Origin of the sequence: Acidisoma sp. S159, assembly GCF_009766125.1 — a bacterium.
Taxonomy (GTDB): Bacteria; Pseudomonadota; Alphaproteobacteria; order Acetobacterales; family Acetobacteraceae; genus Acidisoma.
The window spans coordinates 1-18,385 of sequence record NZ_LMUG01000031.1; the positions used below are offsets into that span (position 1 = coordinate 1).

General features: G+C 58.6%; 24 protein-coding genes. 15 read left to right on the forward strand and 9 right to left on the reverse strand.

Annotated features, from left to right (window positions below; all coding sequences use genetic code 11):
* From GSQ92_RS07765 to GSQ92_RS07795, 7 genes are all read left to right on the forward strand, one after another.
* A partial coding sequence (locus tag GSQ92_RS07765; RefSeq protein WP_159013318.1) for a hypothetical protein occupies window positions 1-281 on the forward strand: 281 nt, incomplete at its 5' end.
* Between the two features lie 103 nt (window positions 282-384).
* Window positions 385-642, forward strand: a complete 258-nt coding sequence (locus tag GSQ92_RS07770) for a DUF2829 domain-containing protein (RefSeq protein ID WP_159013319.1) — start codon at window positions 385-387, stop codon at window positions 640-642.
* Window positions 642-974 (forward strand): hypothetical protein, encoded by a 333-nt coding sequence (locus GSQ92_RS07775; protein WP_159013320.1) that lies wholly within the window; start codon window positions 642-644, stop codon window positions 972-974. The genes GSQ92_RS07770 and GSQ92_RS07775 overlap by 1 nt, the downstream gene beginning before the upstream one ends.
* Before the next feature lie 37 nt (window positions 975-1,011).
* Entirely contained in the window at window positions 1,012-2,241 is a 1,230-nt protein-coding gene (locus GSQ92_RS07780; protein WP_159013321.1) for a DUF2213 domain-containing protein, read from the forward strand.
* 26 nt (window positions 2,242-2,267) lie between these two features.
* Window positions 2,268-2,753, forward strand: a complete 486-nt coding sequence (locus GSQ92_RS07785) for a hypothetical protein (RefSeq protein WP_159013322.1) — start codon at window positions 2,268-2,270, stop codon at window positions 2,751-2,753.
* A gap of 49 nt (window positions 2,754-2,802) precedes the next feature.
* Window positions 2,803-3,012 carry a hypothetical protein gene (locus GSQ92_RS07790; protein ID WP_159013323.1) on the forward strand — a complete coding sequence of 70 codons (210 nt, stop codon included), beginning with the start codon at window positions 2,803-2,805 and terminating at the stop codon, window positions 3,010-3,012.
* Window positions 3,013-3,250: 238 nt separating this feature from the next.
* Window positions 3,251-4,375 carry a hypothetical protein gene (locus GSQ92_RS07795; RefSeq protein ID WP_159013324.1) on the forward strand — a complete coding sequence of 375 codons (1,125 nt, stop codon included), beginning with the start codon at window positions 3,251-3,253 and terminating at the stop codon, window positions 4,373-4,375.
* 78 nt (window positions 4,376-4,453) lie between these two features.
* Here the strand turns inward: GSQ92_RS07795 and GSQ92_RS07800 are convergent, their stop codons facing one another.
* The 3 genes from GSQ92_RS07800 to GSQ92_RS07810 all read right to left on the reverse strand — a co-directional run bounded on the left by GSQ92_RS07800 (window position 4,454) and on the right by GSQ92_RS07810 (window position 6,658).
* Window positions 4,454-5,074 carry a hypothetical protein gene (locus GSQ92_RS07800; protein ID WP_159013325.1) on the reverse strand — a complete coding sequence of 207 codons (621 nt, stop codon included), beginning with the start codon at window positions 5,072-5,074 and terminating at the stop codon, window positions 4,454-4,456.
* A 394-nt stretch (window positions 5,075-5,468) separates the two neighbouring features.
* Entirely contained in the window at window positions 5,469-6,101 is a 633-nt protein-coding gene (locus GSQ92_RS07805) for a hypothetical protein (RefSeq protein ID WP_159013326.1), read from the reverse strand.
* Window positions 6,098-6,658 carry a helix-turn-helix domain-containing protein gene (locus tag GSQ92_RS07810; protein ID WP_159013327.1) on the reverse strand — a complete coding sequence of 187 codons (561 nt, stop codon included), beginning with the start codon at window positions 6,656-6,658 and terminating at the stop codon, window positions 6,098-6,100. Before GSQ92_RS07810 ends, GSQ92_RS07805 begins: the two co-directional genes overlap by 4 nt.
* Window positions 6,659-7,414: 756 nt before the next feature.
* Between GSQ92_RS07810 and GSQ92_RS07815 the strand changes: the two genes are divergently transcribed.
* On the forward strand, window positions 7,415-7,789 hold the full coding sequence (locus GSQ92_RS07815) for a hypothetical protein (protein ID WP_159013328.1): 375 nt from the start codon (window positions 7,415-7,417) through the stop codon (window positions 7,787-7,789).
* Here GSQ92_RS07815 and GSQ92_RS07820 read toward each other — a convergent pair.
* On the reverse strand, window positions 7,786-8,070 hold the full coding sequence (locus GSQ92_RS07820; RefSeq protein WP_216856795.1) for a hypothetical protein: 285 nt from the start codon (window positions 8,068-8,070) through the stop codon (window positions 7,786-7,788). The genes GSQ92_RS07815 and GSQ92_RS07820 overlap by 4 nt on opposite strands.
* 64 nt (window positions 8,071-8,134) lie before the next feature.
* Here GSQ92_RS07820 and GSQ92_RS07825 point away from each other — a divergent pair, with 64 nt between their 5' ends.
* Together GSQ92_RS07825 and GSQ92_RS07830 are read left to right on the forward strand one after the other, a co-directional pair.
* On the forward strand, window positions 8,135-8,362 hold the full coding sequence (locus tag GSQ92_RS07825; RefSeq protein ID WP_159013330.1) for a hypothetical protein: 228 nt from the start codon (window positions 8,135-8,137) through the stop codon (window positions 8,360-8,362).
* Window positions 8,363-8,545: 183 nt separating this feature from the next.
* Window positions 8,546-9,091, forward strand: coding sequence for a hypothetical protein (locus GSQ92_RS07830; RefSeq protein ID WP_159013331.1), 546 nt, complete (start codon window positions 8,546-8,548; stop codon window positions 9,089-9,091).
* Between the two features lie 60 nt (window positions 9,092-9,151).
* Here the strand turns inward: GSQ92_RS07830 and GSQ92_RS07835 are convergent, their stop codons facing one another.
* The 5 genes from GSQ92_RS07835 to parA all read right to left on the reverse strand — a co-directional run bounded on the left by GSQ92_RS07835 (window position 9,152) and on the right by parA (window position 12,669).
* Window positions 9,152-9,592, reverse strand: coding sequence for a hypothetical protein (locus GSQ92_RS07835; RefSeq protein ID WP_159013332.1), 441 nt, complete (start codon window positions 9,590-9,592; stop codon window positions 9,152-9,154).
* Between the two features lie 717 nt (window positions 9,593-10,309).
* The gene (locus GSQ92_RS07840) at window positions 10,310-11,296 is read right to left on the reverse strand and encodes a tyrosine-type recombinase/integrase (protein ID WP_159013333.1); all 987 of its coding nucleotides are present in this window, start codon (window positions 11,294-11,296) and stop codon (window positions 10,310-10,312) included.
* 94 nt (window positions 11,297-11,390) lie between these two features.
* On the reverse strand, window positions 11,391-11,726 hold the full coding sequence (locus tag GSQ92_RS07845) for a hypothetical protein (protein WP_159013334.1): 336 nt from the start codon (window positions 11,724-11,726) through the stop codon (window positions 11,391-11,393).
* A gap of 53 nt (window positions 11,727-11,779) precedes the next feature.
* Window positions 11,780-12,055, reverse strand: coding sequence for a hypothetical protein (locus GSQ92_RS30125; RefSeq protein WP_216856796.1), 276 nt, complete (start codon window positions 12,053-12,055; stop codon window positions 11,780-11,782).
* Window positions 12,052-12,669, reverse strand: a complete 618-nt coding sequence (gene parA / locus GSQ92_RS07850; protein ID WP_159013335.1) for a ParA family partition ATPase — start codon at window positions 12,667-12,669, stop codon at window positions 12,052-12,054. The genes GSQ92_RS30125 and parA overlap by 4 nt, the downstream gene beginning before the upstream one ends.
* Before the next feature lie 275 nt (window positions 12,670-12,944).
* Between parA and GSQ92_RS07855 the strand changes: the two genes are divergently transcribed.
* The 5 genes from GSQ92_RS07855 (at window position 12,945) to GSQ92_RS07875 (ending at window position 17,425) form a co-directional block, all read left to right on the forward strand.
* Window positions 12,945-13,283 (forward strand): hypothetical protein, encoded by a 339-nt coding sequence (locus tag GSQ92_RS07855; protein ID WP_159013336.1) that lies wholly within the window; start codon window positions 12,945-12,947, stop codon window positions 13,281-13,283.
* Window positions 13,280-13,471, forward strand: a complete 192-nt coding sequence (locus GSQ92_RS07860) for a hypothetical protein (RefSeq protein WP_159013337.1) — start codon at window positions 13,280-13,282, stop codon at window positions 13,469-13,471. Before GSQ92_RS07855 ends, GSQ92_RS07860 begins: the two co-directional genes overlap by 4 nt.
* The gene (locus GSQ92_RS07865) at window positions 13,471-14,169 is read left to right on the forward strand and encodes a hypothetical protein (protein WP_159013338.1); all 699 of its coding nucleotides are present in this window, start codon (window positions 13,471-13,473) and stop codon (window positions 14,167-14,169) included. The genes GSQ92_RS07860 and GSQ92_RS07865 overlap by 1 nt, the downstream gene beginning before the upstream one ends.
* Window positions 14,170-14,391: 222 nt before the next feature.
* Window positions 14,392-15,501 (forward strand): hypothetical protein, encoded by a 1,110-nt coding sequence (locus tag GSQ92_RS07870; RefSeq protein WP_159013339.1) that lies wholly within the window; start codon window positions 14,392-14,394, stop codon window positions 15,499-15,501.
* Window positions 15,491-17,425 carry a virulence-associated E family protein gene (locus GSQ92_RS07875; protein ID WP_159013340.1) on the forward strand — a complete coding sequence of 645 codons (1,935 nt, stop codon included), beginning with the start codon at window positions 15,491-15,493 and terminating at the stop codon, window positions 17,423-17,425. Before GSQ92_RS07870 ends, GSQ92_RS07875 begins: the two co-directional genes overlap by 11 nt.
* The last annotated feature ends 960 nt before the right edge of the window (window positions 17,426-18,385 follow it).

Sequence of the window (18,385 nt, forward strand, 5' to 3'; positions counted from 1 at the left end):
CTGCCCCCAGGCTCCCCCGCCGCTCTAAGGCACCCCCGACCTGTCGGCCGGCCTCAGACGCCGCCGAGGACAGCCTGCATTGGCTGCGCTTCACCGACCCCGAAGACGACTCATCGGTCTGCTTCCGAGTCTGGGAATGGGGTGGCTTCGCCAACAATGGCGATGGGATGTGGTTTCTCGACAATCAGATCGTTTTGTACGAGGGCGATGCGGTGAGCTTTGGCTGGCAGTATCTCGGCCCCGCACATCCACCTGGTCGCCACCTGCGGGTGGTCAGATGAGCGACATCACCCGCCAGATCATGACCAAGGACGATGTGCTGCGACCGCTGCGCGGCGGCATCAAGCGTACCGAGGATCGTCTCGCACTCTTTGGGGTGACAGCATGAATTTCGAAAACGCCCTCACAGCACTGAAGGCGGGCAAGTTCCTCACCCGCGTCGGGTGGGGCACCGCGCTTGTTTATCTCGTGAAGAAGGAGGGTCTCGCGACGCGTACCAAAGACGGCAAGCTCGCGACTATGGCGCATCGCCCCTATTTCAGTTTGCGCAGCGCTAAAGCCGAAACCCTGCCCGGCTGGACACCGCGCGCCTCCGATCTCCTTGCCGAGGACTGGGAGATTATCGATTTGGAAGACGTGTGATGAACGATCTTCAGGCCCGCATCGAGGGGCATGCCGCCGAGATCGCCGAGGAATTTCTTCTGTCCGCCTCTAATAAGTCGCGCAAGGATCGCGCCACGCTCCTCCAAATCGCTGAAACCGCTTGGCAAGCGGCTGAGCTTGATCTGATAGGGAAGTCACCTAAGCCCCAGCATCTCGCGCGGATGACCAAGCTTGCAGACAAGCTTGAATATCGAATTTATCAGCTGAGCAAAGAACGACTTAGTTCGTCGCGCGCGGATGCGTCGCTGCGCGATGCGCGCGAGTGGGTAACCGCGCTGCTCGGTGCAATCCGCATGGGCGGCAGCGCATGAGGGAAACTGTGCCTAGCGTCCTGCAGGTGGCTCACTGATGGTCGATAATTCGTCTTACAGCGCGCCAAACGAGCTTGACGTCGCCAAGTCGATCGCAGCCGGCGCCATCCCCAGCGGCACCTCTCTCGGCAACTCCGCGCTTTTCAGCCTGCGAATTAGCGGCACAGGAATGGCCTATAGGGCGAAACATGGTGAGCACGTCTACCGCGATCCCAGCCACTACCTCACGCCCGAGTTTTTGGAGCGATGCAACGGCTTGGCTGTCATCGATGGCCACCCCGAGGGCGCCATCCTCAACTCCAATGAGCATGCTGATCGCGTCGTGGGCGCCGTCACCTACCCCTATCTCGCGCAAGCTGATGGGATAGCGGACGCAGAGGGGCAAGAAGTCTGGGGCATCGGCCGCATCTTCGATGCCGCCGCCATCGCGGCGATGCGCAACGGGCAGTGGAGCACGAGCCCCTGCGTACAGCTGCGCAAGGCTGACAATACCACGATGAGCCCCGCCGAGGGCGGAGTCATCCTTATCGAAGGCCAACCCGCACTCTTGGATCATCTTGCGATCGTCAAAGCGGGTGTGTGGGACAAGGGCGGCGCCCCCTCAGGTGTCAGGGCCGATGCACAATCAATGGAGACGACAATGGCGACCGAGACTGAGACCAAAGACGATCCGCTCGCGAAGATCATGGATTGCCTGAGCGGCATCTCCACCCGCCTCGATGGCTTGGAGGAGCACGTCAACACACAGAAGTCGGCGAGCGCTGCGGCTGAGGCCGAAAAGGCGCGCGTCGCGGCTGAGAAGGCAAAAGAGACCGTGAGCGATACGCCCACGCCTGACGATGATGACGATGACAACAAGCTCGCGTCGCTGGCGGATGTGCAGATGCGCGCCGATGGGGTCGCCAATGCCTTTGGGCAGTCGGCCGATAAGCCTATGCGCGGCGAGAGCGTGCGGAACTACAAAATCCGTATGTTGAAGAAATTTCAGCATCACAGCAAAGATTTCAAGGAGACCAACCTCAAGGCCCTTGATGATCCGACGCTCGATGCGGTGGAGCGCGTGATCTATGCGGATGCCATGATCGCCGCCAATACTGTCGGCTCCGGCGCGGAGGGCGTGCTGATCGAAATCAAGAAGCGCGACCATACGGGCCGTATGATCAGCGAGTTTCGCGGTGATCCGAAATCTTGGCGCCGTGAGCTTTCCATGCACCCCTACGTCCTGACCAAGATCAACACGCCCGGCAACCGCCGAGACGATGACTAACGAGACGGGCGAGCGGAGAAACCACGATGCCCAGAGTCAAGCTCCGAGGCCGCATCCCCTCGGCGCCTGAGCCCTTCAAGGAGGGTGGGCCGCGCCCAAAGTCTGGCGGCTTCGCTAAGGGCAACGGCGGCAAGCCCAAGGGCGCCACCAATAAGGTGACGCGCGCCGTTGAAGAGATGATGGGCGACTCCCTCGGGCGCCTGACCGCGCGCGTCATCAAGCTTGCCTTTGCCGGCGATGCGACGGCGATGAAAATCGTCTTCGATCGCGTGGCGCCCGTGCGGCGTGGGCGCATGGTGAAGATCGACCTGCCGCCGATCACCGATGCGGCCGGCGTCAAGGAGGCGCTCGGCAAGCTCACCTCGGAGGCAGCACTCGGCACGATCACGCCCGAGGAGGCGTGGCTCTACAGCACCATCATCGATGTGCAGCGGCGCGGCATCGAGCTGGGCGAGGTTGCCGATCGCCTGAAGGCGCTGGAAGACAAGCTCGGCAGCGAGCGTGAGCCTTAGGAGCCGTGTTCGCGCCCTGGAGGCCCGTGTGGGTGGCACGAGCAGAGCTATGAGTATCATCCGCATTCACGGCGGCACTCCCGCCCCGCTTCATGCCGTTGCCGGCGAGTATCGCTGGGATTGCGGTCCCGATGAGGGCGAAGCGATTTTTGAATTGCGGGTAATGGCTGCGGCGACCGAGTTTGGTGAGCCTAACCTGATCGTTGCCGGCCGCAAGGTCACGAGGGGGTCGCAAAACAAATCCTTGAACGCACAATGATTTCATTCACGGAACTCTGGTTCTATCAAAGACAGTTCATGCGACGTCTATTTGCTCCTTCCAGATAGTCGCGTTGCACGTTTTTTAGCTATAATTTCTAATCACTAGCCGAGCGATCTTCCAGAGCCGAGCATACTGAAGACGACTCATCGCAAGGTTACGCTTGCAAATCGTCCCGCCGCGCTGCAGTTTGCACTTCGTTACGTCTCAAGATAAACACTTTGGGAGGAACACTCAGGTGAGGGCTCTCGAAAATTTTGTGCTGGCCGCGGCGCTGGTAGTTGGAATGGCACCGGTAGCATTGGCCCAAAGCGCTCCGGAAGAGTTTTGCAAAGCGGTATTACAAGACGGCTACTATGATAAAGATCAGTCCTCATTTGACCAGTCTGCATTCTCTTTAAATAAAAGTACAATTTGTCAGTCTCAGTATAGTGATTATGCGAAAGCCCAGTCACTTGAGGCATCTGGGGGGTTTAATATCGTCGATTTGTTCGGTATTTCTGGAAGTGACAAAAACGCTAGCTCAGACTATTCGAAGAGCTGGCAAAACTACTGCAACGCTAATTATGGTGAAATACAAAATAGTACCGCCTTATTACAGCTCGGAGAACACGCAAGTGCGGCCATATTAAACTCGTTTGATCACTGCATTGATGAATTATCCGGTACGACAGTGCGATATATTACTCCCATCCCTGATGGAGCCGGCTTTACCGTCTGGATTGAACATCGGGGGCCGGGCACACAAAAAGTAACGTTGGACGATATCGATATTGCTGACGTTCAATCAGCAAAGCATATTGGTGACGGGGGCTGTAGTTATAAGGGTATTTCACTTAAGCCAGGCAAGCCAATCGATTCCGGGGACTCCAATCAACTTGCAGTTTTGTGCGTTAAACCGAAGGCAGACTCCGTAGCCGTGCTAGTTCGATCGTCCGCAGGAGACGTTCCAACAGTCACTGTGCCCGCGTCGCCGCCCGCTCCTCCGGCAGTGCTAGATCGCGTCCAGACTCTAGAGAATGAAACAAAGTTGCTCCAAACAGGATTCACTAAAAACTCCAATGACATAACTACGACGGGTTCACGCATTGACACTATAAATGGTGCTCTCGCGCCTTTGACTAAACTGCCGGCCTATGTAGACGGCATTTTTGCGAAAGTAGTCCAGAATGGCACCGAGTCTTGCGATATGAACTGTGCTGATCCCCGTGTCGCACCACGATCTGGATTATGTATAGGTGGAAAGATAGTGGCCGGGCCTCGGATCGGTCAATTTGTTGGTTGCAGTCTAACTCCTGACATTTGGAGTGGTACGTTTAATGGCGTAGCTAATACGGTATGCACATGCTGGACGCCTCCTTAATGGATACTGAATGAGAAAAGGCCCGTCATCTTATCTGTGGCGGGCCTACTTAGCCGCGCTATTAATGACTTTTTGCCGTTATTGAAGGCGCGATCCGAGCATCACTGAGGTTATGTGCACGTGCCAAACCTCCTCAATTTGCTTTACCTTGATACCTGTGATCACTTCTCGATTAGAGGAATGTCTTAGGTGATCAAAGGCTTTGAGTAATCCCTGCTCAACGTTGTAAGCTTCGCGAGCTGTGTTGAAATCCTGAATTGAATGCTGCCTATAGCGCAGGCCACCAAGCGTGCTGAGTGCGATCGAATTGAATTGTCGTAATCTTTGCCGCCAGTCAAAGGCCCAGCCGATTTTATGGCCGACAATCTTTCCATTGATTTCCAGTCGAAACCAGTAAACAGATGCGGGAGCATTCCGCATGTGCATAATACCGCGTCTGACTCCTTCGGCCGGAACAGGGGCTCCCCGCCTCTTAGCGGCTTCCTCTCCATAGAGCTTTCGATCCGCGCTAACTGATGTGATCAAAGGAACTTTGTGGAAAGGATGTGAGAGAACTCGTGCCTCCTCTTCTGAGGTAAGTAGCACAATCCCGGCTGCCGCTGCGGAGCCAAACGGGTTGCCTGGGCGGGGAGCAACATCCTTCAAGAATAAGCCAGGCTCGAATTCCCAAGCTTGGTAGTTCAGTAGCCAAAGGGCCAACGATAGCGGCCATCCGCGTCAAGCAGTTTCTCGTCGAGCGGGGCCGGCGACGGAAAGTCGCTAGTCGAGACTCTTTTTGTGCTTGGTTCCATCATCCCAAGCACACGGTTTCTGTCTGGTTCCGGCGTGTTCTCCCCCTTCGTACCAACTAGGATTACCCGGTCGCCACGACTGAGTTTTGCGGCGGCGTTGTCGCGCCATCCGGCCGTTCCAAACACTAGTGGCCCGCAAGGGTTGTCAAACCCCCAGACCTTCGAGACGAACATTGTCATATCGTCATATTACTGTGTTGAAGTTGACGCTACAATGGGCGCGCGACATCAACACGCTCACGCGGCGCGATATCGCGCTAGAGGGTGGCGGGGCTGGAACGGTCATTTCTTCCCTAAGGCAATCAGACCTTTCTCAGCTTCGTTCGTAGTTTAGACTCACGCCCGTCTTCGTCAGCAAGACCGGCCACAATATCGAGGTGGTGGGTTTTTGTTCGGGGCCTACCCATGACAATGACCATAACTTGAACGTCGGCTCGGGAGTCTGCGAATATGACAGGTGTCTTTCGTCTTGCGCTTCCAGAGCTGCTTATGCGTTCGTCGCTAACGGTCAGATTAGTGTATAAAACCTCCCCCAAGCCACGCGGCTTAATAATGCGAGCTTTGGTAAAATAAATGGCTTTGTCGGTGAGGTTTTTTGCTGCGAAGTTTATGCGAAATTGCGTCACCAGCCAGCCGTCGGATTGCTTATCGACATTCCAGAAACTCAGCCGGTCATCGATAGAAAAATTGAGGCGAGTCCGCTTGATCCGCCACCATACCGTGAACGATTTCCCACTGACAACGTAGACTGCTCGGCAAAAAGCGAGGATGACAAAGCACTTGCATCCCAGAAAAGCCCATTGCTGGTATTGTAGGGGAACCACGGCGCTTATGCCGACAACGTAGCTGCATCCTGCGAGTGCGACCAGAAGCCAAAGTGGTGTGTCTCTTAGTGCAGCAAGCGCCTTTATTGGGTCGACAGTTAACCCCGTCATAACGGCCGGCTTCCTCTCCTGAGCATTCTTGCTTCCAGCTGGGCACATCGCTCGGCCAAGGCCGCGCGAGCGATCCTCACAGCGTCACTAATGGGCTCCATTCGGGTAAGTAAGAAAGACTCAAGATCCGAAGATCTTGGTTCTAGCTCAGATTGAGCTACTGAGATTTGGGCCTCGGCTTGTGACTTCGGGCCGGGAAACAGATAGGCGCTAGTGCGCTGTAGCACGCGCCCGGCGACGCGGATGACCCGCATGGTGGCCGAGATCAGACCAAGCTCTATGCCCTTGGCGATGGCCCGCTTGACCGTGGCGACGCTCGTGCCGGTCTTCTCGGCGATCGTCGCGTGGCTGGGGTCGCACCGCCCGTCATAGCCGACACGATCGACCAGCCACGACAGGATGATGGCGAAGAAGGGCGTGAAGCCGGGCTCAGTCTTTCGTAGCTCCTCATAGCGCGCCTTCGCCGCGTCCTTCTCACGCCGGGTGAGCGGGCGGCGCGGCCCGATCTCGAAGGTCGCGGTGCGGCGGTAGCCTTTAGCCTCTGCCATTGCGGGCATAGCTCGGGTGTTCCTCGGTTGGGCCGAGGCTTGGGCGAGGCAGACGCCAGGACGCAGTTTCCCCATAGCAAGGGGAGCTTGCTTTTTTGCTGAAGCCCGACGAAACTGGAGTTCTCACACATCCTGTTTCGTCTCGGCTTCGGCCGGTCCTGGGCCTCCCTCGCGGGAGGCCTTGGCGTTTGTGGGCTACTTCGTGGGCAAATTCCTTCAAGACTCGCCCCTGGCTTAGGGGCGTCGTCTAAGAGATCACATTAAGTGGCTCGGAGGCTACAGGACACTTGAGGGCAGAATGCCCCTCCCCAAGCAGGGGGTTGCTGCCGTGGTGACCAAAGATTTATGGTTTTGGGTGATAATTTATTGACTTAGACCCCCTAAACGCCGTGAGGTCTCAGCCATAAGTCTAAAGGCCTAAATAGGCATGTCGAGCGACTTGGGTGGAGGGTCCGCAACCCTCTATGGTCCGTATCATCGGTTGGAGAGCCCAACTCAGACTAAAACAGACGCTTCTGTGCAGGTGATGACTGGTGAAATTTGGGGCCAATCCACCCCATTTAGTGCGATCCCGGCGGTAAGAGCTTACCGCAACGCGCTGCCCTCGACGGATCGGGGGATTGAGTTCTACACTTACGTGAAGCCGCATGACGATCCGCATCCGACCCTCGTTAGGTGGCTTAAGACGACTGCCGGCGTTCAAATGAAGCCTAATGGCTTTGTGGCGATCCCGGTAGTGGGGATAAAAAATACTCAGGTATGATCATGATCAACCGCTTAGGTCCCGAAAGCCTAGCCGGAACAGACTTCAGCCCTATCGCAGAACTTCATGTGCCTATCATGTGGTTTAAGAATGATATGGGTGTAGAGTTCTATCGCGGTCAGGATGATTTGGATGATTACGAGTATGCGACTTTCGAAATCGAAGGGCGCGGTAAGCTCATCTTGATGCGCTACGTGAATGCGCCCACTGACTATGTCAGCCTCTTGCTCGCCGACAATTTTGCCTGGGGCCAGACGTTCGGCGCGACCATGGCGAGCATCGCGGAAGAGCTGAGGGTTCCCCCTTGGCTCTTTCACTGGCGCGAAGGCGGGGAAGAGGCTTCCCTAGCAGCCCCTAGAAGCGCGGTAGCGGCCTAGCCCCTCGGTTCCGGCACCAACTCAAGCGCCCAGTCTGGATCCGGCCCGTAGCAGAAGGACCGGTGATGCGAGGCGCAGAGGAAGACGGGTGCGGCATGCACCCGGCACTTCTGGCACCTGAAGCGCTTCACCGCCTTCATGATCAGCATGTCACCGTGGCGCTGCATGAGCAGCCGCGTCGGCACCGTGGTCGATCGCTTACACCCTGGGCACTGCGCCTCGATGTGGCACTCGGGCCAGTCGGAGAGGTGGTGCGCTTGGCGGAACTCGGGCGGGTGCATGCCGGCCGACATGAGAACAAAATGAGAACGTGGTCTAGTGCGTACGGGTGACTGACGGATTGGATTGGCTGCTCTGCGGGCGCTTCCTCGCCGTCTCGCGGGATTGTCACCACCCAGCCCCTTCCGTGCTGACGAGGCCGCCTGCTATCCCCCGCGCCCCATGACAGATACCTCCATCCCGCAGCCGCCGCCCATCTGGTGGCGCTTCGCCGTGTCGATCACCTGCACCGTCACCTTGATGCTGGCGGTGGTGGGTGTCGCTGACGTTTTGGCGGCGACCCTCCAAGGCTGAGGCGGTCGCCTTACCCGAGCGGCAAGGCGCCGCTCTAGTCCTTACTCTCGCGCCGCGACACGATGGAGCAGCGCGAAGAGATCAAGCGTAATGCAACCTATGGTTGGCAATCTTCCTGCTATCCGATACGGTTCCGGCATGAGAAACCCCGGGGCATGGCTGAGTGTCGCTATGGTGGCCGCGATGGCAGCCGGGCTACCAGCTCGTGCTCAGACAGTGCGCAATGAGGCATCTGCCTTTGGCCGGGCAAACCACGTCTATAACGCATCGGCGACGCCGATTAAGGCTCACGCGTGGCCCACAGTCGGACTATGGACTGTCATGCATATGCCGACCAATGACGGCTCGTCATATTGCGCAATCCTCTCTAAGGGTAGAGGGGATTTAGAAAAATACTCGTTTGGTTTTGCCTTCGGCTATACGACCAGCCACTTTTATCTGAATTACATTGGACCAAACGTCCCGACCAACAACATAATCCAAGTCATGGCCGATGGGCAGCCTATCGCGAACCTGCGGGTCTTAAGCCGACAACAGGTCGCGTCGGGGCAATGGATTATCATGGCCGACATTCCTGGCAGAGAATTTATCGAACAGATGTCTCCACCAATCTCGAAGGCAACAATGATTTCAGTCTCGGCCGGAGGCCCGGATGTTTTTGAAATGCCAGTTTGGGGTTGGGATCAGATTATGAAGAACATGGTAGCCTGCGTGGAGTTAATGAAATAGCTGATATCCGGCCTCCCCTGGCTCGCCAGAAATACCATGATGTCTCGTGCAGAAATCAGCCTATTGGTTAACGACATTCTCAGCTTCCGTCACGGAATTCCCGTGTCCATAAAAATAGTCTCGCGCAGCGTCTACAGTGCCGAATACACGCGGCACATAGATCTGGACTCGTGTATCCCATGCTGAAGCAGACAGGAATGGGGTTGCAGGTCCAGGGTCATTTCCTGTCTGCGACTTAAACATCATCCGCATGCCAGCATCTAGGTCATGTGCGACGAGGTCAGCCAACATGCAGCCGCGCAATTTAGCCTTGTCATTGTAGTCTTGGATGTAACACATGCTGATGAACTTGGAGACGCCGTTCATGCCGCTGTCGTGCATGATCTTGCCGACGGTGTGTCCAACCACATCAATTTGATGTGCCGTTGGATAGCTTTGAGCATACGCTGGTACAGATACCAAAAGCAGAAACGTGGCGGCGATAGTGGAAAAACGCACCATGAGGATAATCCCTCTTTTGGAAATGCAAATGACTATGGATTGGTTCTAATCAAATCATCTGCCACGGCGACCAAGCCGGTCCAGACGATAGGTATATTCTATCTCGGCCATGTTTGGCTGACGAGTCTCGATTTCTGCTACTCGCTGCTCCCGAATGCGTTGATCGCGTCCGGCACGAAGTGCTGCCGCCTCGTCACGCATTGCGCTCGCTGTTGCCCGTGCGAGCTCACGACGGTCACGGGTCGAGAGATATCTCTCTGGATCGTCACTTGAGTACCCGCCGCAGCACGCCCAGATTAGCGCGGCCGGCCAAAAGAACAGCGCGACGAGAAAAAGCCATCCCCAGTGAGGATGCCTTCGCGCAGCACCGATCATGATGGTTACAACGAACATCACGACCGAGACGAGGACTAGGAAGGCCATGTTTGGAGCGCCTTAGGTCAAGAGCACCAAACATACATGGGTTAACTATCTGAAAGCCCTGTCTTTGTCGTCAAGTTCATCATCGGTTGGGTTATTAGCCGAAATGCGTGTACTCACGCGGCTAGTCATAAAAACGCCTGCCCCGCGTGATCCTTGAAGGCATCGGCCCGGCGAACATAGCCCCGCACCGTCTCCACGCCCTTGTGCCGGCTGACTGTCCATTATGCGGAAGGCATCGGCGCCGGCCTCAGTGGCTGAAGTCCTACCTGTCACCTCGAGCACGGCAAGCGGAAATCAAGCTCGGTTTTGCAGGATTGCAAGCTTCGCGCTGCCGCTTCTCCTGGCTTCGAGATTGCGCGAATAGCGCGCCACCATCTCAGGCGTTTTCCAGCCGCCCGAGACCATGATCTCCGCGAGACCGATACCGGCCGCCACCTGATCCTGGGCCGCACCCACCCGCGTCGAGTGCCCAGAGATCGCCGCCACCTCCTCGGCCGAGAGCCCTGCCCTGCCCCCAAGCTCCTTCCAGAGCCGCGCGATGTCGGCGCCCCGGAGCGCTGTGCTGGTCACCTTCTCGCCCCGCAACACGCTCACGAAGAGTGGGCCTGAGGCTGGGCTGCCAGCCGCCGCGAGCCATGCCAGGACGGCGCGGACGGTATCGGGGCCAAGATAGCGAGCAGACCCCACACCCTCGGCGTCAGTCTTTGACCTGCGGATGGTGATCGTACCGCTATCATCGCTCGCGATCGTCAGATCCTCCACTCGCAGCGCTGCAAGCTCGCTCTGACGGGCGAGGCTGTCATAGGCGACCGAGAGGAGTGCGGCATTGCGCAGCGCCCTCGGCCCCTGCCCCACCACTGCCAGGAGCTTCTCTAGCCGCGCTCGATTGAGCGGTGCGGCCTGCCGCTGCGCTCGCCCAGCTGGGTGCGTGCGGCCCATCCGTCTCAAGCCCAGCCGCGCCTCATCGGTCTGCATGGGATTGCTGAGCTTCGCCGCGATGTGCATGCGGCTGATCGAGGAGCAATAGCGCCGGATGCTCGCCGGCTTCTTCACCAGCGCCATGGCATCAATGAACGCGGCCAAGGTCGCGCCCGTGGCGGGCAAACTCACCAGCCCAGCCGCCGCGCACCACTCGGCGAAGAGCCGGGTGTCTGCCCTGAAGGCCGCCTCCGTCGCCTTCGCATAGGCGTCGCGGGCCGCCTCGGCATGGGCGGCGAGGCTCTCGAAAATGGCGGTCTCTTGGGTGGTCTGAAGGGCGCGGGTCTCAGTCAGATCGAGCATAACCACGACTTTCCCTCGGAAGCAGGTGCCCTGAGCGGAGGTGTCATGACGCCGTGACGCAATGGCGGCTTAGCGTCACGACACCAACCACCAATCAAGCCCTGGCAGTAATTGCCAGCACTAGCTCCTCAACACGCTCATCCTCGGCAAGCTTCTCGATGGTTTCGAAGTGACCCTTGAGACGGTCCAACCGCTCCCTGGGATCGCTTGGAAGATTGGCGAGGGCATAGTTAGCGTACGTAACGATCCTGCCGTGGCTCGCTATCTCAGCCTCAGCCTGGGTAATCGCTTTCTCGCTCATGTTAGCCCGGCCGTGCTGAAGGACCCCTCCGATCTCCTCGATGGTCGTCTGACACTTCTTCACTATCGACCGCATCTTGCGCTCCACGCGGGGGATCGCTTCCTCAACCGTTAAGATTTTTTTCGCCATTAACCTGAACTCCAATGAAGTTCACGACGTATGGGCGCCATGGCGGCATGACGTCAATACGTCTTTATGGGAGGTAAGCCCTTCTCTTCGAGTAGTGCGGAGAACCCCCAAATTGCCAGCGTCTGAAGGCTCACGCCCATGTCCAAGGCAAGGTCATGCAGCCGCCGCCAATCCTCCCGTGAGACCCGCACTGTGAGGGCCACGGTCGCACCCTTGGCCCGTTGCCGGTTGCTTAGGGCCTCTTCAGTCGCAGCTGGGGCAGGGGAGGGGGCTGGGGCCGTCTTCCCCTTCGCCTTCCTGTTCTTGTAGTCCGCCAATGCACTGGTCATCTCGCTTGCTCCTTCAGCCATGCCCATAGGGCTCTGATTTCCTCGGCGGCCTTGCCGTCGCTCTCAAACTCGGTAACCGCCCGACCCGTCGCAATGGCGCGGGAGAAGGCCCGGCGATCGGTTATCTCGGCCGGTGCCACGGGCAGCCCGTATTCCGCCAACACTGCCCGCGTGTCGGCGATCTCTGGCGCTCTGAAAGGGCAGGCGGACAGCACGAAGCCGGCCTTGACCTTGGCGGCCTTCACGATCGCGGCGGCACTCCCAGCGGCTGCCAGATCGAAGGCCGTAGGTCGGACGGGGATCGCCACGAAGTCTGAGGCCCGCGCGATCCGCGCCGCCTCAGGGGCAGCATGGGGCGCGGTATCGATGATGGTGAAGTCCATCTTGTCTGCCCGCGCCGCCTTCAGCACCTCGGCTAATTCCAAGGGGGCTACGGGGATCACCTGGGGCTCCTCCGCCTCGCGCGCCTCGCTCCACCCTGCGGCGGATTTCTGCGGGTCGGTGTCGATCACCACTACCCGATGCCCGGCCTCATGGGCCGCGACGGCGGCATGCACCACGAGCGTGGTTTTCCCGCTGCCGCCCTTCTGAGAAAGGAATGTGAGGACCTTCATGACGCCATGGTGTCATGGCGCCCTTGCGTAAGCAAGGGAGACGTGCTGACGCCAAGACGCCTTGGCGTCGTGAAGGGCACTGCGGCCCATGCCTGACTCCTTCCTTCCCCCTCCGCGAGACAGTAAACAACCCACTTGATAAAGTACTCTCGTCGTATATACCATCCATTCCTAGTACTCGTTTGCTATACAAAGTTACTACGACATTCTTCTCAGTAATTCAGGACAGATTGTCCTAGAAAGTTATTCTAGCCTACTTCACCGAGGGGGAAACGATGAAAAATAAACTTTTAGACTCAACCGCCCGCTTCGCGATCGAGCCCGAGCCGGGGGAGATACTGACTCAGGACCAAACCGCCGTGGTGTTGAGCGCGCGCTGGCGCCCGATCTCCTCCTGGGGGCTGGCCGAGTTGTACCGGCAAGAGCGGGGGCCTAAGAGCGTCCAACGGCAGAGCCCGATCGATGGCAAATGGCGCCGCTGCTACGTCTGGCGGGATGTCGCCGCCTGGGTCGCCGAGCAGAACGCGGCAGGGCCGGTCATCCGGCCGATGCAGCCGATCAAGAAGCCGGCCGAGGCGCCGAAGGCGCACAGCAGCGCCAAGAGGGCCGCGTGATGGTGACCACCCCTCGCTACTCGCCCGAGGAGCAGATTTCAGACGGCGACGCGGATTGGATCGATGCGGAGCTAATGAACCTCGACGCGATAAGATGGAAGGGCCGCGCGATGCAACTTCGCACGGCGCCTCAAGAAAAATCGCACGGCGGCAAGCCGCGCCCAATCCTTCGCAAGAGCGGGGTGTGATGAGCGCCAAGCTGTCCCCCGACAATAGAGACGCGCGGCTCGCCGCCGCGTACCATCGCATCTTTAACAGGGACGATTTAGTTCCCCTGTTTGTCGAGATGATCGTGAACCTCTCGGAGATCCAGGAGGATACGTCAGACGAGAACGAGCAGGCCGAGCGAATGATCCTGCAAATCTGCACGGTCCTGGGGCTAGTGGTCGAAAAGCCCAGTCCTCTAACGGTGCTTGTCAAAACCGCCGTGCGCCTGCGTGATGTCAGAGAGGGGCGGGCGGTATCGCCGATGTTCCAGCGGCGGAAAGTCGCCAAGGGCGGCCCGAATTCGAACAGTGGCGTTGTCCATGCAATTCGTGGTTTCGCGGCTCGCGCTTGCACGTGTTTCGCGAAGAGTGCATCCAAAAAACCGCGCGTGCTTATGGCCGCCGAACGCGTAGCGAAGGAGTTGCAGCACGCTCGGTACAAAAGGGTGGCTACGCTAAAAGACCATAAGCGAGCCCCAATCACAGCCACAACCGTGAAGGGGTGGCGGGAGAAATGCATGACCGGCGATGGTGGCGGCATGTCCGGCACTGCCTTGAACCATTACCGCGACTCATTGGGTGAGGAATTTGACGCGTTACCCCTTGAGCAACAAGGCGAGAAGCTGATCGAGGCGATGAGGTATCTCGCCGACACCCAACTCGCCGAGATTTCCCCCTAACTGCACCTAGTTAGCGCGGGGGCCGAGCGCGCAGACTCCCATCCCCTTTGACCAGAGACCCTATCGATGAATTACCCGCCAACCGCTCAAGCATAAGAAACCCGGCGCGCGTGCGATCGCGCCCGGGCTCCGAAAGGCTATAAGTAAGACAGTACGACTTACATATAGCCCCGGTCTCGGCCGATTGCAATCGCGCTCAACGATTGGAAGGCGCTTTTGCGTATGTCAGCTGCTAAAAAGGCCAAGAAAAGTGGCCGTGGGAAAACTGCGGCCGAAAAGCCGGAGCCTGTCATCAATCCGCAAAGCATCCGGATTGAGAAAATCCCCCTGCCCATCTTCGTCAACTGGATCAATGAGCCCAGCATCAATCTGAAGACGGGCAAAGAGCGACTTATAAAAGTGCCCTACAAACCGGGCACAGGAGGCCGCGTGAAGGCGCGGGCCGACGACCCTACCACCTGGGGAATGCTTGAGGTTGCCAGAGCCTCGGCCCCGGCGCTGATGGCAAAGCATGGGAAGGGTGGCGGTATCGGCATCGAGCTTTTCACCCTCACCAAAAACTTCGCGATCGGCGGCATCGATCTGGATCGCTGCATGACACCCGACGAGAGTGACCCCAATCTCCTGCACTTCAGCGACTGGGCCGACGAAATTCTGACCGCGTTCGGCACCTATGCCGAAATCAGCCCGTCAGAGACAGGCTGCAAGTTGTATTTCTTGTACGATCCGACGTGGTTGCCCGAGCTGCGCGAGGCCATGGGCACGCAATGGTCGAAGCCGTTCAAACACCCAAGTGGCGGCCACCACCCATCCGCGATCGAGGTTCATCTAGGCCGCCACTACTTCGCGCTCACTTTCGACCACGTAGTGACGACGCCGCCGGGTGCGGTGATGGTGAGCAAGGAGACGCTCTTAAAGCTCCTAAGTGTGACCGGCCCACAGTTTGCCGGCGTCGCACCAAAGGAGCGCTACGCGCCGGAGGCCGCCGCATCGACGCCACCCAGTACGTACGGGAAGGCGCTGCGTGCGGCACTGCTGCCCGTCGCTCACGAGCTTCTCGACAACTACAATGACGCATTGAGCCGCCGCACGGATGATAAGCGCTTCGGGTCCTATGGCAGCCTAAGCGTCAAACCCTCGGAAGGGGTCTGGTACGATCACGAAAATGGCGAAGGTGGCGGCGTCCTGGAGCTGATCGAGCGCCAGTTGGGCACCGACACTGACGGCGCGAAAGAGTACCTGAAAGAAAACGGCTACTTGCCCGACGACGACGACGACGACGACGACGAGGAGTATTTTGACGACGCGGAGGGTGATGACGATGAGAGCTAAGCCCGAAGCTGCTGCCGCATCGGATCAAGACCCAGAGCCGGATGCCGCGACTGGGGCATTCGGAACGAAGTCAAAGAAGCGCCCGCCCTTCAAGATCGCCGCAGCGTACGACTATTTCGATGCTGAGGGTGTGCTGCGCTTTCAGGTGGTGCGTCTCGACCCCAAAGGTTTCCCCCAGCGCCGGCCTGGGCCGAGCGGCGGGTGGATTTGGAACACGAAGGGGGTAACGCTCTTCCCCTATCACTTGCCCGAGGTTCTCAAGGCGGTGAAGGAAGGCCGCCGCGTCTACATCGCGGGAGGAGAGAAGGGGGCCGATCGTGTGTGCAGTCTCGGTCTCACTGCGACGTGCTCGCCGGGCGGGGAAGTGAAGCCGAAGCCCGGCAAGCCCTCAAAGAAATTCAAGCCGGAATACGCGCAGTATTTTGCGGGCGGGGATGTCGTGATCCTGCCCGACAATGATGAGACGGGGCTCGCTCACGCGAAAGGTATGGCGGTGGAATTGCGCCGCGTCGGTGCCAAGGTTCGCATCGTGCAGCTGCCGGATCTCGGGTTGAAAGAGGATGTCTGGGACTGGATCGAGCGCGGCGGCACGGCGAAGCAGCTGACCAAGCTTGCCGATGACACGGAGGAGGATACTGAAGGCCCGCATGATTGGATGCGCGACTATGACATCGGCAAAAACGGCCCCTACACTAATCTTGACAATGCACTAGTGGCGCTGCGCGGCGCGCCCGCGCTGCGGGGTTGTTTTGCTTATGACGAGATGATTTGCGAGCCCGTGGTAGTCCGCGCACTGCCGGGTGAGAAAGATGAGGGTTTTCCACGACGGGAGGCCGATCGGGATGCAGTGACTGTCACAACGTGGATCCAGCGGCATGGATCCTTACCCCGTATCTCCTTAGAGACGGTACGCACGGCCATCACCCAGTGCGCATATGAGCGCCGATATCATCCCGTACGCGATTGGCTCAACGGGTTGAAATGGGATGGGAAGAAACGGGCAGGGGGGTGGCTGCAAGCCTATCTTCGCGCCGAAGGTCCGCCTGAGTATCTCGCGGCTATCGGCCGCATGTTCTTGATCGCGATGGTGCGGCGGGTTTTCGAGCCCGGCTGCCAGAGCGATTATGTCATGGTGCTTGAAAGCACTCAGGGCGATCAGAAATCGACGCTCTGCCGCGTTCTCGCGGGGGAGTGGGCAGGCGACCATCTGCCTCCCATCCATCACAAGGACGCCTCGCAATATCTGATAGGGAAGTGGCTGACCGAGCTGGCAGAGCTGGACAGCATTCGGAAGCCCGATGTCGAGACCTTGAAAGCCTTCATCACGCGGCGGACGGAAGACTATCGGCCAGCCTATGGCCGCAAGAACGTCCTTCAGCCGCGCCAGAATGTCTTTCTCGGCACGACGAATAACGCGACCTATCTGAAAGACGCGACCGGCGCGCGGCGCTTTTGGCCCGTGAAGGTATCAAACATCATCGATACCGAGGGGCTCACGCGGGATCGCGACCAACTCTTTGCCGAGGCCATGGTGATGTACCAAGCGGGCGAGGCGAGCTGGCCCGATCGGGAATTCGAGAAGCGGTGGATCGTGCCCGAGCAGGAGGGGCGCTTCGAGGAGGATGCGTGGCAGGGGGAGGTTATCGAGAAACTACAGACTTGGGGTGAAAGCGTGGCCCCAGGGTATATCCCGAGGCTGCTGACCCTCATGAACATCGCTCAGAACGCGACGGATTTAGACAAAGGGCACATCGGCACAGCGGTTATGAACCGCATCCGCGCGATCATGATCCGGCTGGGCTGGGAGCCCTACCGATCCAATGGGGTGACCACGTGGCGGCCGGGGCCGAAGGCGACGGTGAGACCGCCCGAGGCGGCGACCGCGACGGTGGTGCCGATCGGACGGAAAAAGAAAAGGTTCTGAGGGGAAAATCAGCGTCTTTTCAAAATGAGGGGTAAAAAACACCGAGTTTTCAGACCGAGTGCAGCACTCGAGTGCAGCACTTTGGAAAAGAAAATTTGGCAAAGCTCGTGTCCTCAGCGTGAGCTTTCTCGCAAGATGAGACGCGAGAGTGCAGCACTAGGTGCAGCACTTTTTAGTGGTGCTGCACTCTAAACTCGTAAATCTAGACTGCAAGTTTTCAAATTAGTGCAGCACCTAGACTTTTTTTCTAGTGTATGGGGATATAAATAGAGCTTCGATACATGCAACTGCGTGGGGGCTCAGCCCGAGACCCCCCATAAACGCCAAAATGAAGGGGTTTTTCCTGTTTCTAGGAGTCTCCTAAAGAACGGTGCTGCACTTGCTGCACTCGATTGGGTTAAATTATTGAAATCATTGTGTATTGTGAGGGCAGCACTTTGCAGGCCAGTGCAGCACCGTGAAAGCGCCGCGTTGGACCCCCTCCGCCCCCCCCCGCGCAGCCAAAGCCAGAAAAATCCTCCCAGATTCTGCCTCGTACTTCGTAATTAATAAAACATCGAGACGATGCCGTGATCCTCGCAGGGCAGTTCCGGCACAGCCTCCGAGCCTCGCCACCCTCGGCGCGCTCGATAACCGCGATTATCGACCACAAACTCGGCCCGAATTTCTCTCTAACTGTAGCTAGTTAGCGATGAAATCTGCCCGCTAGGCTGCGCCCTGGGTCGCCGTGGCAGGCGCCCAACTCGGGTTACCACCGCAGGGGCTGTCTACTTCCGGCCACATGGCGGCCGAGGCCCGCCTTCCGGTGCCCCCGGCGTGAATGAGGCGCCGGGGGCATCACACCCCTCTACCGAGGCCAGGAGGCCAAAAACGTGCCTCAGGCTGCCCCCAGGCTCCCCCGCCGCTCTAAGGCACCCCCGACCTGTCGGCCGGCCTCAGACGCCGCCGAGGACAGCCTGC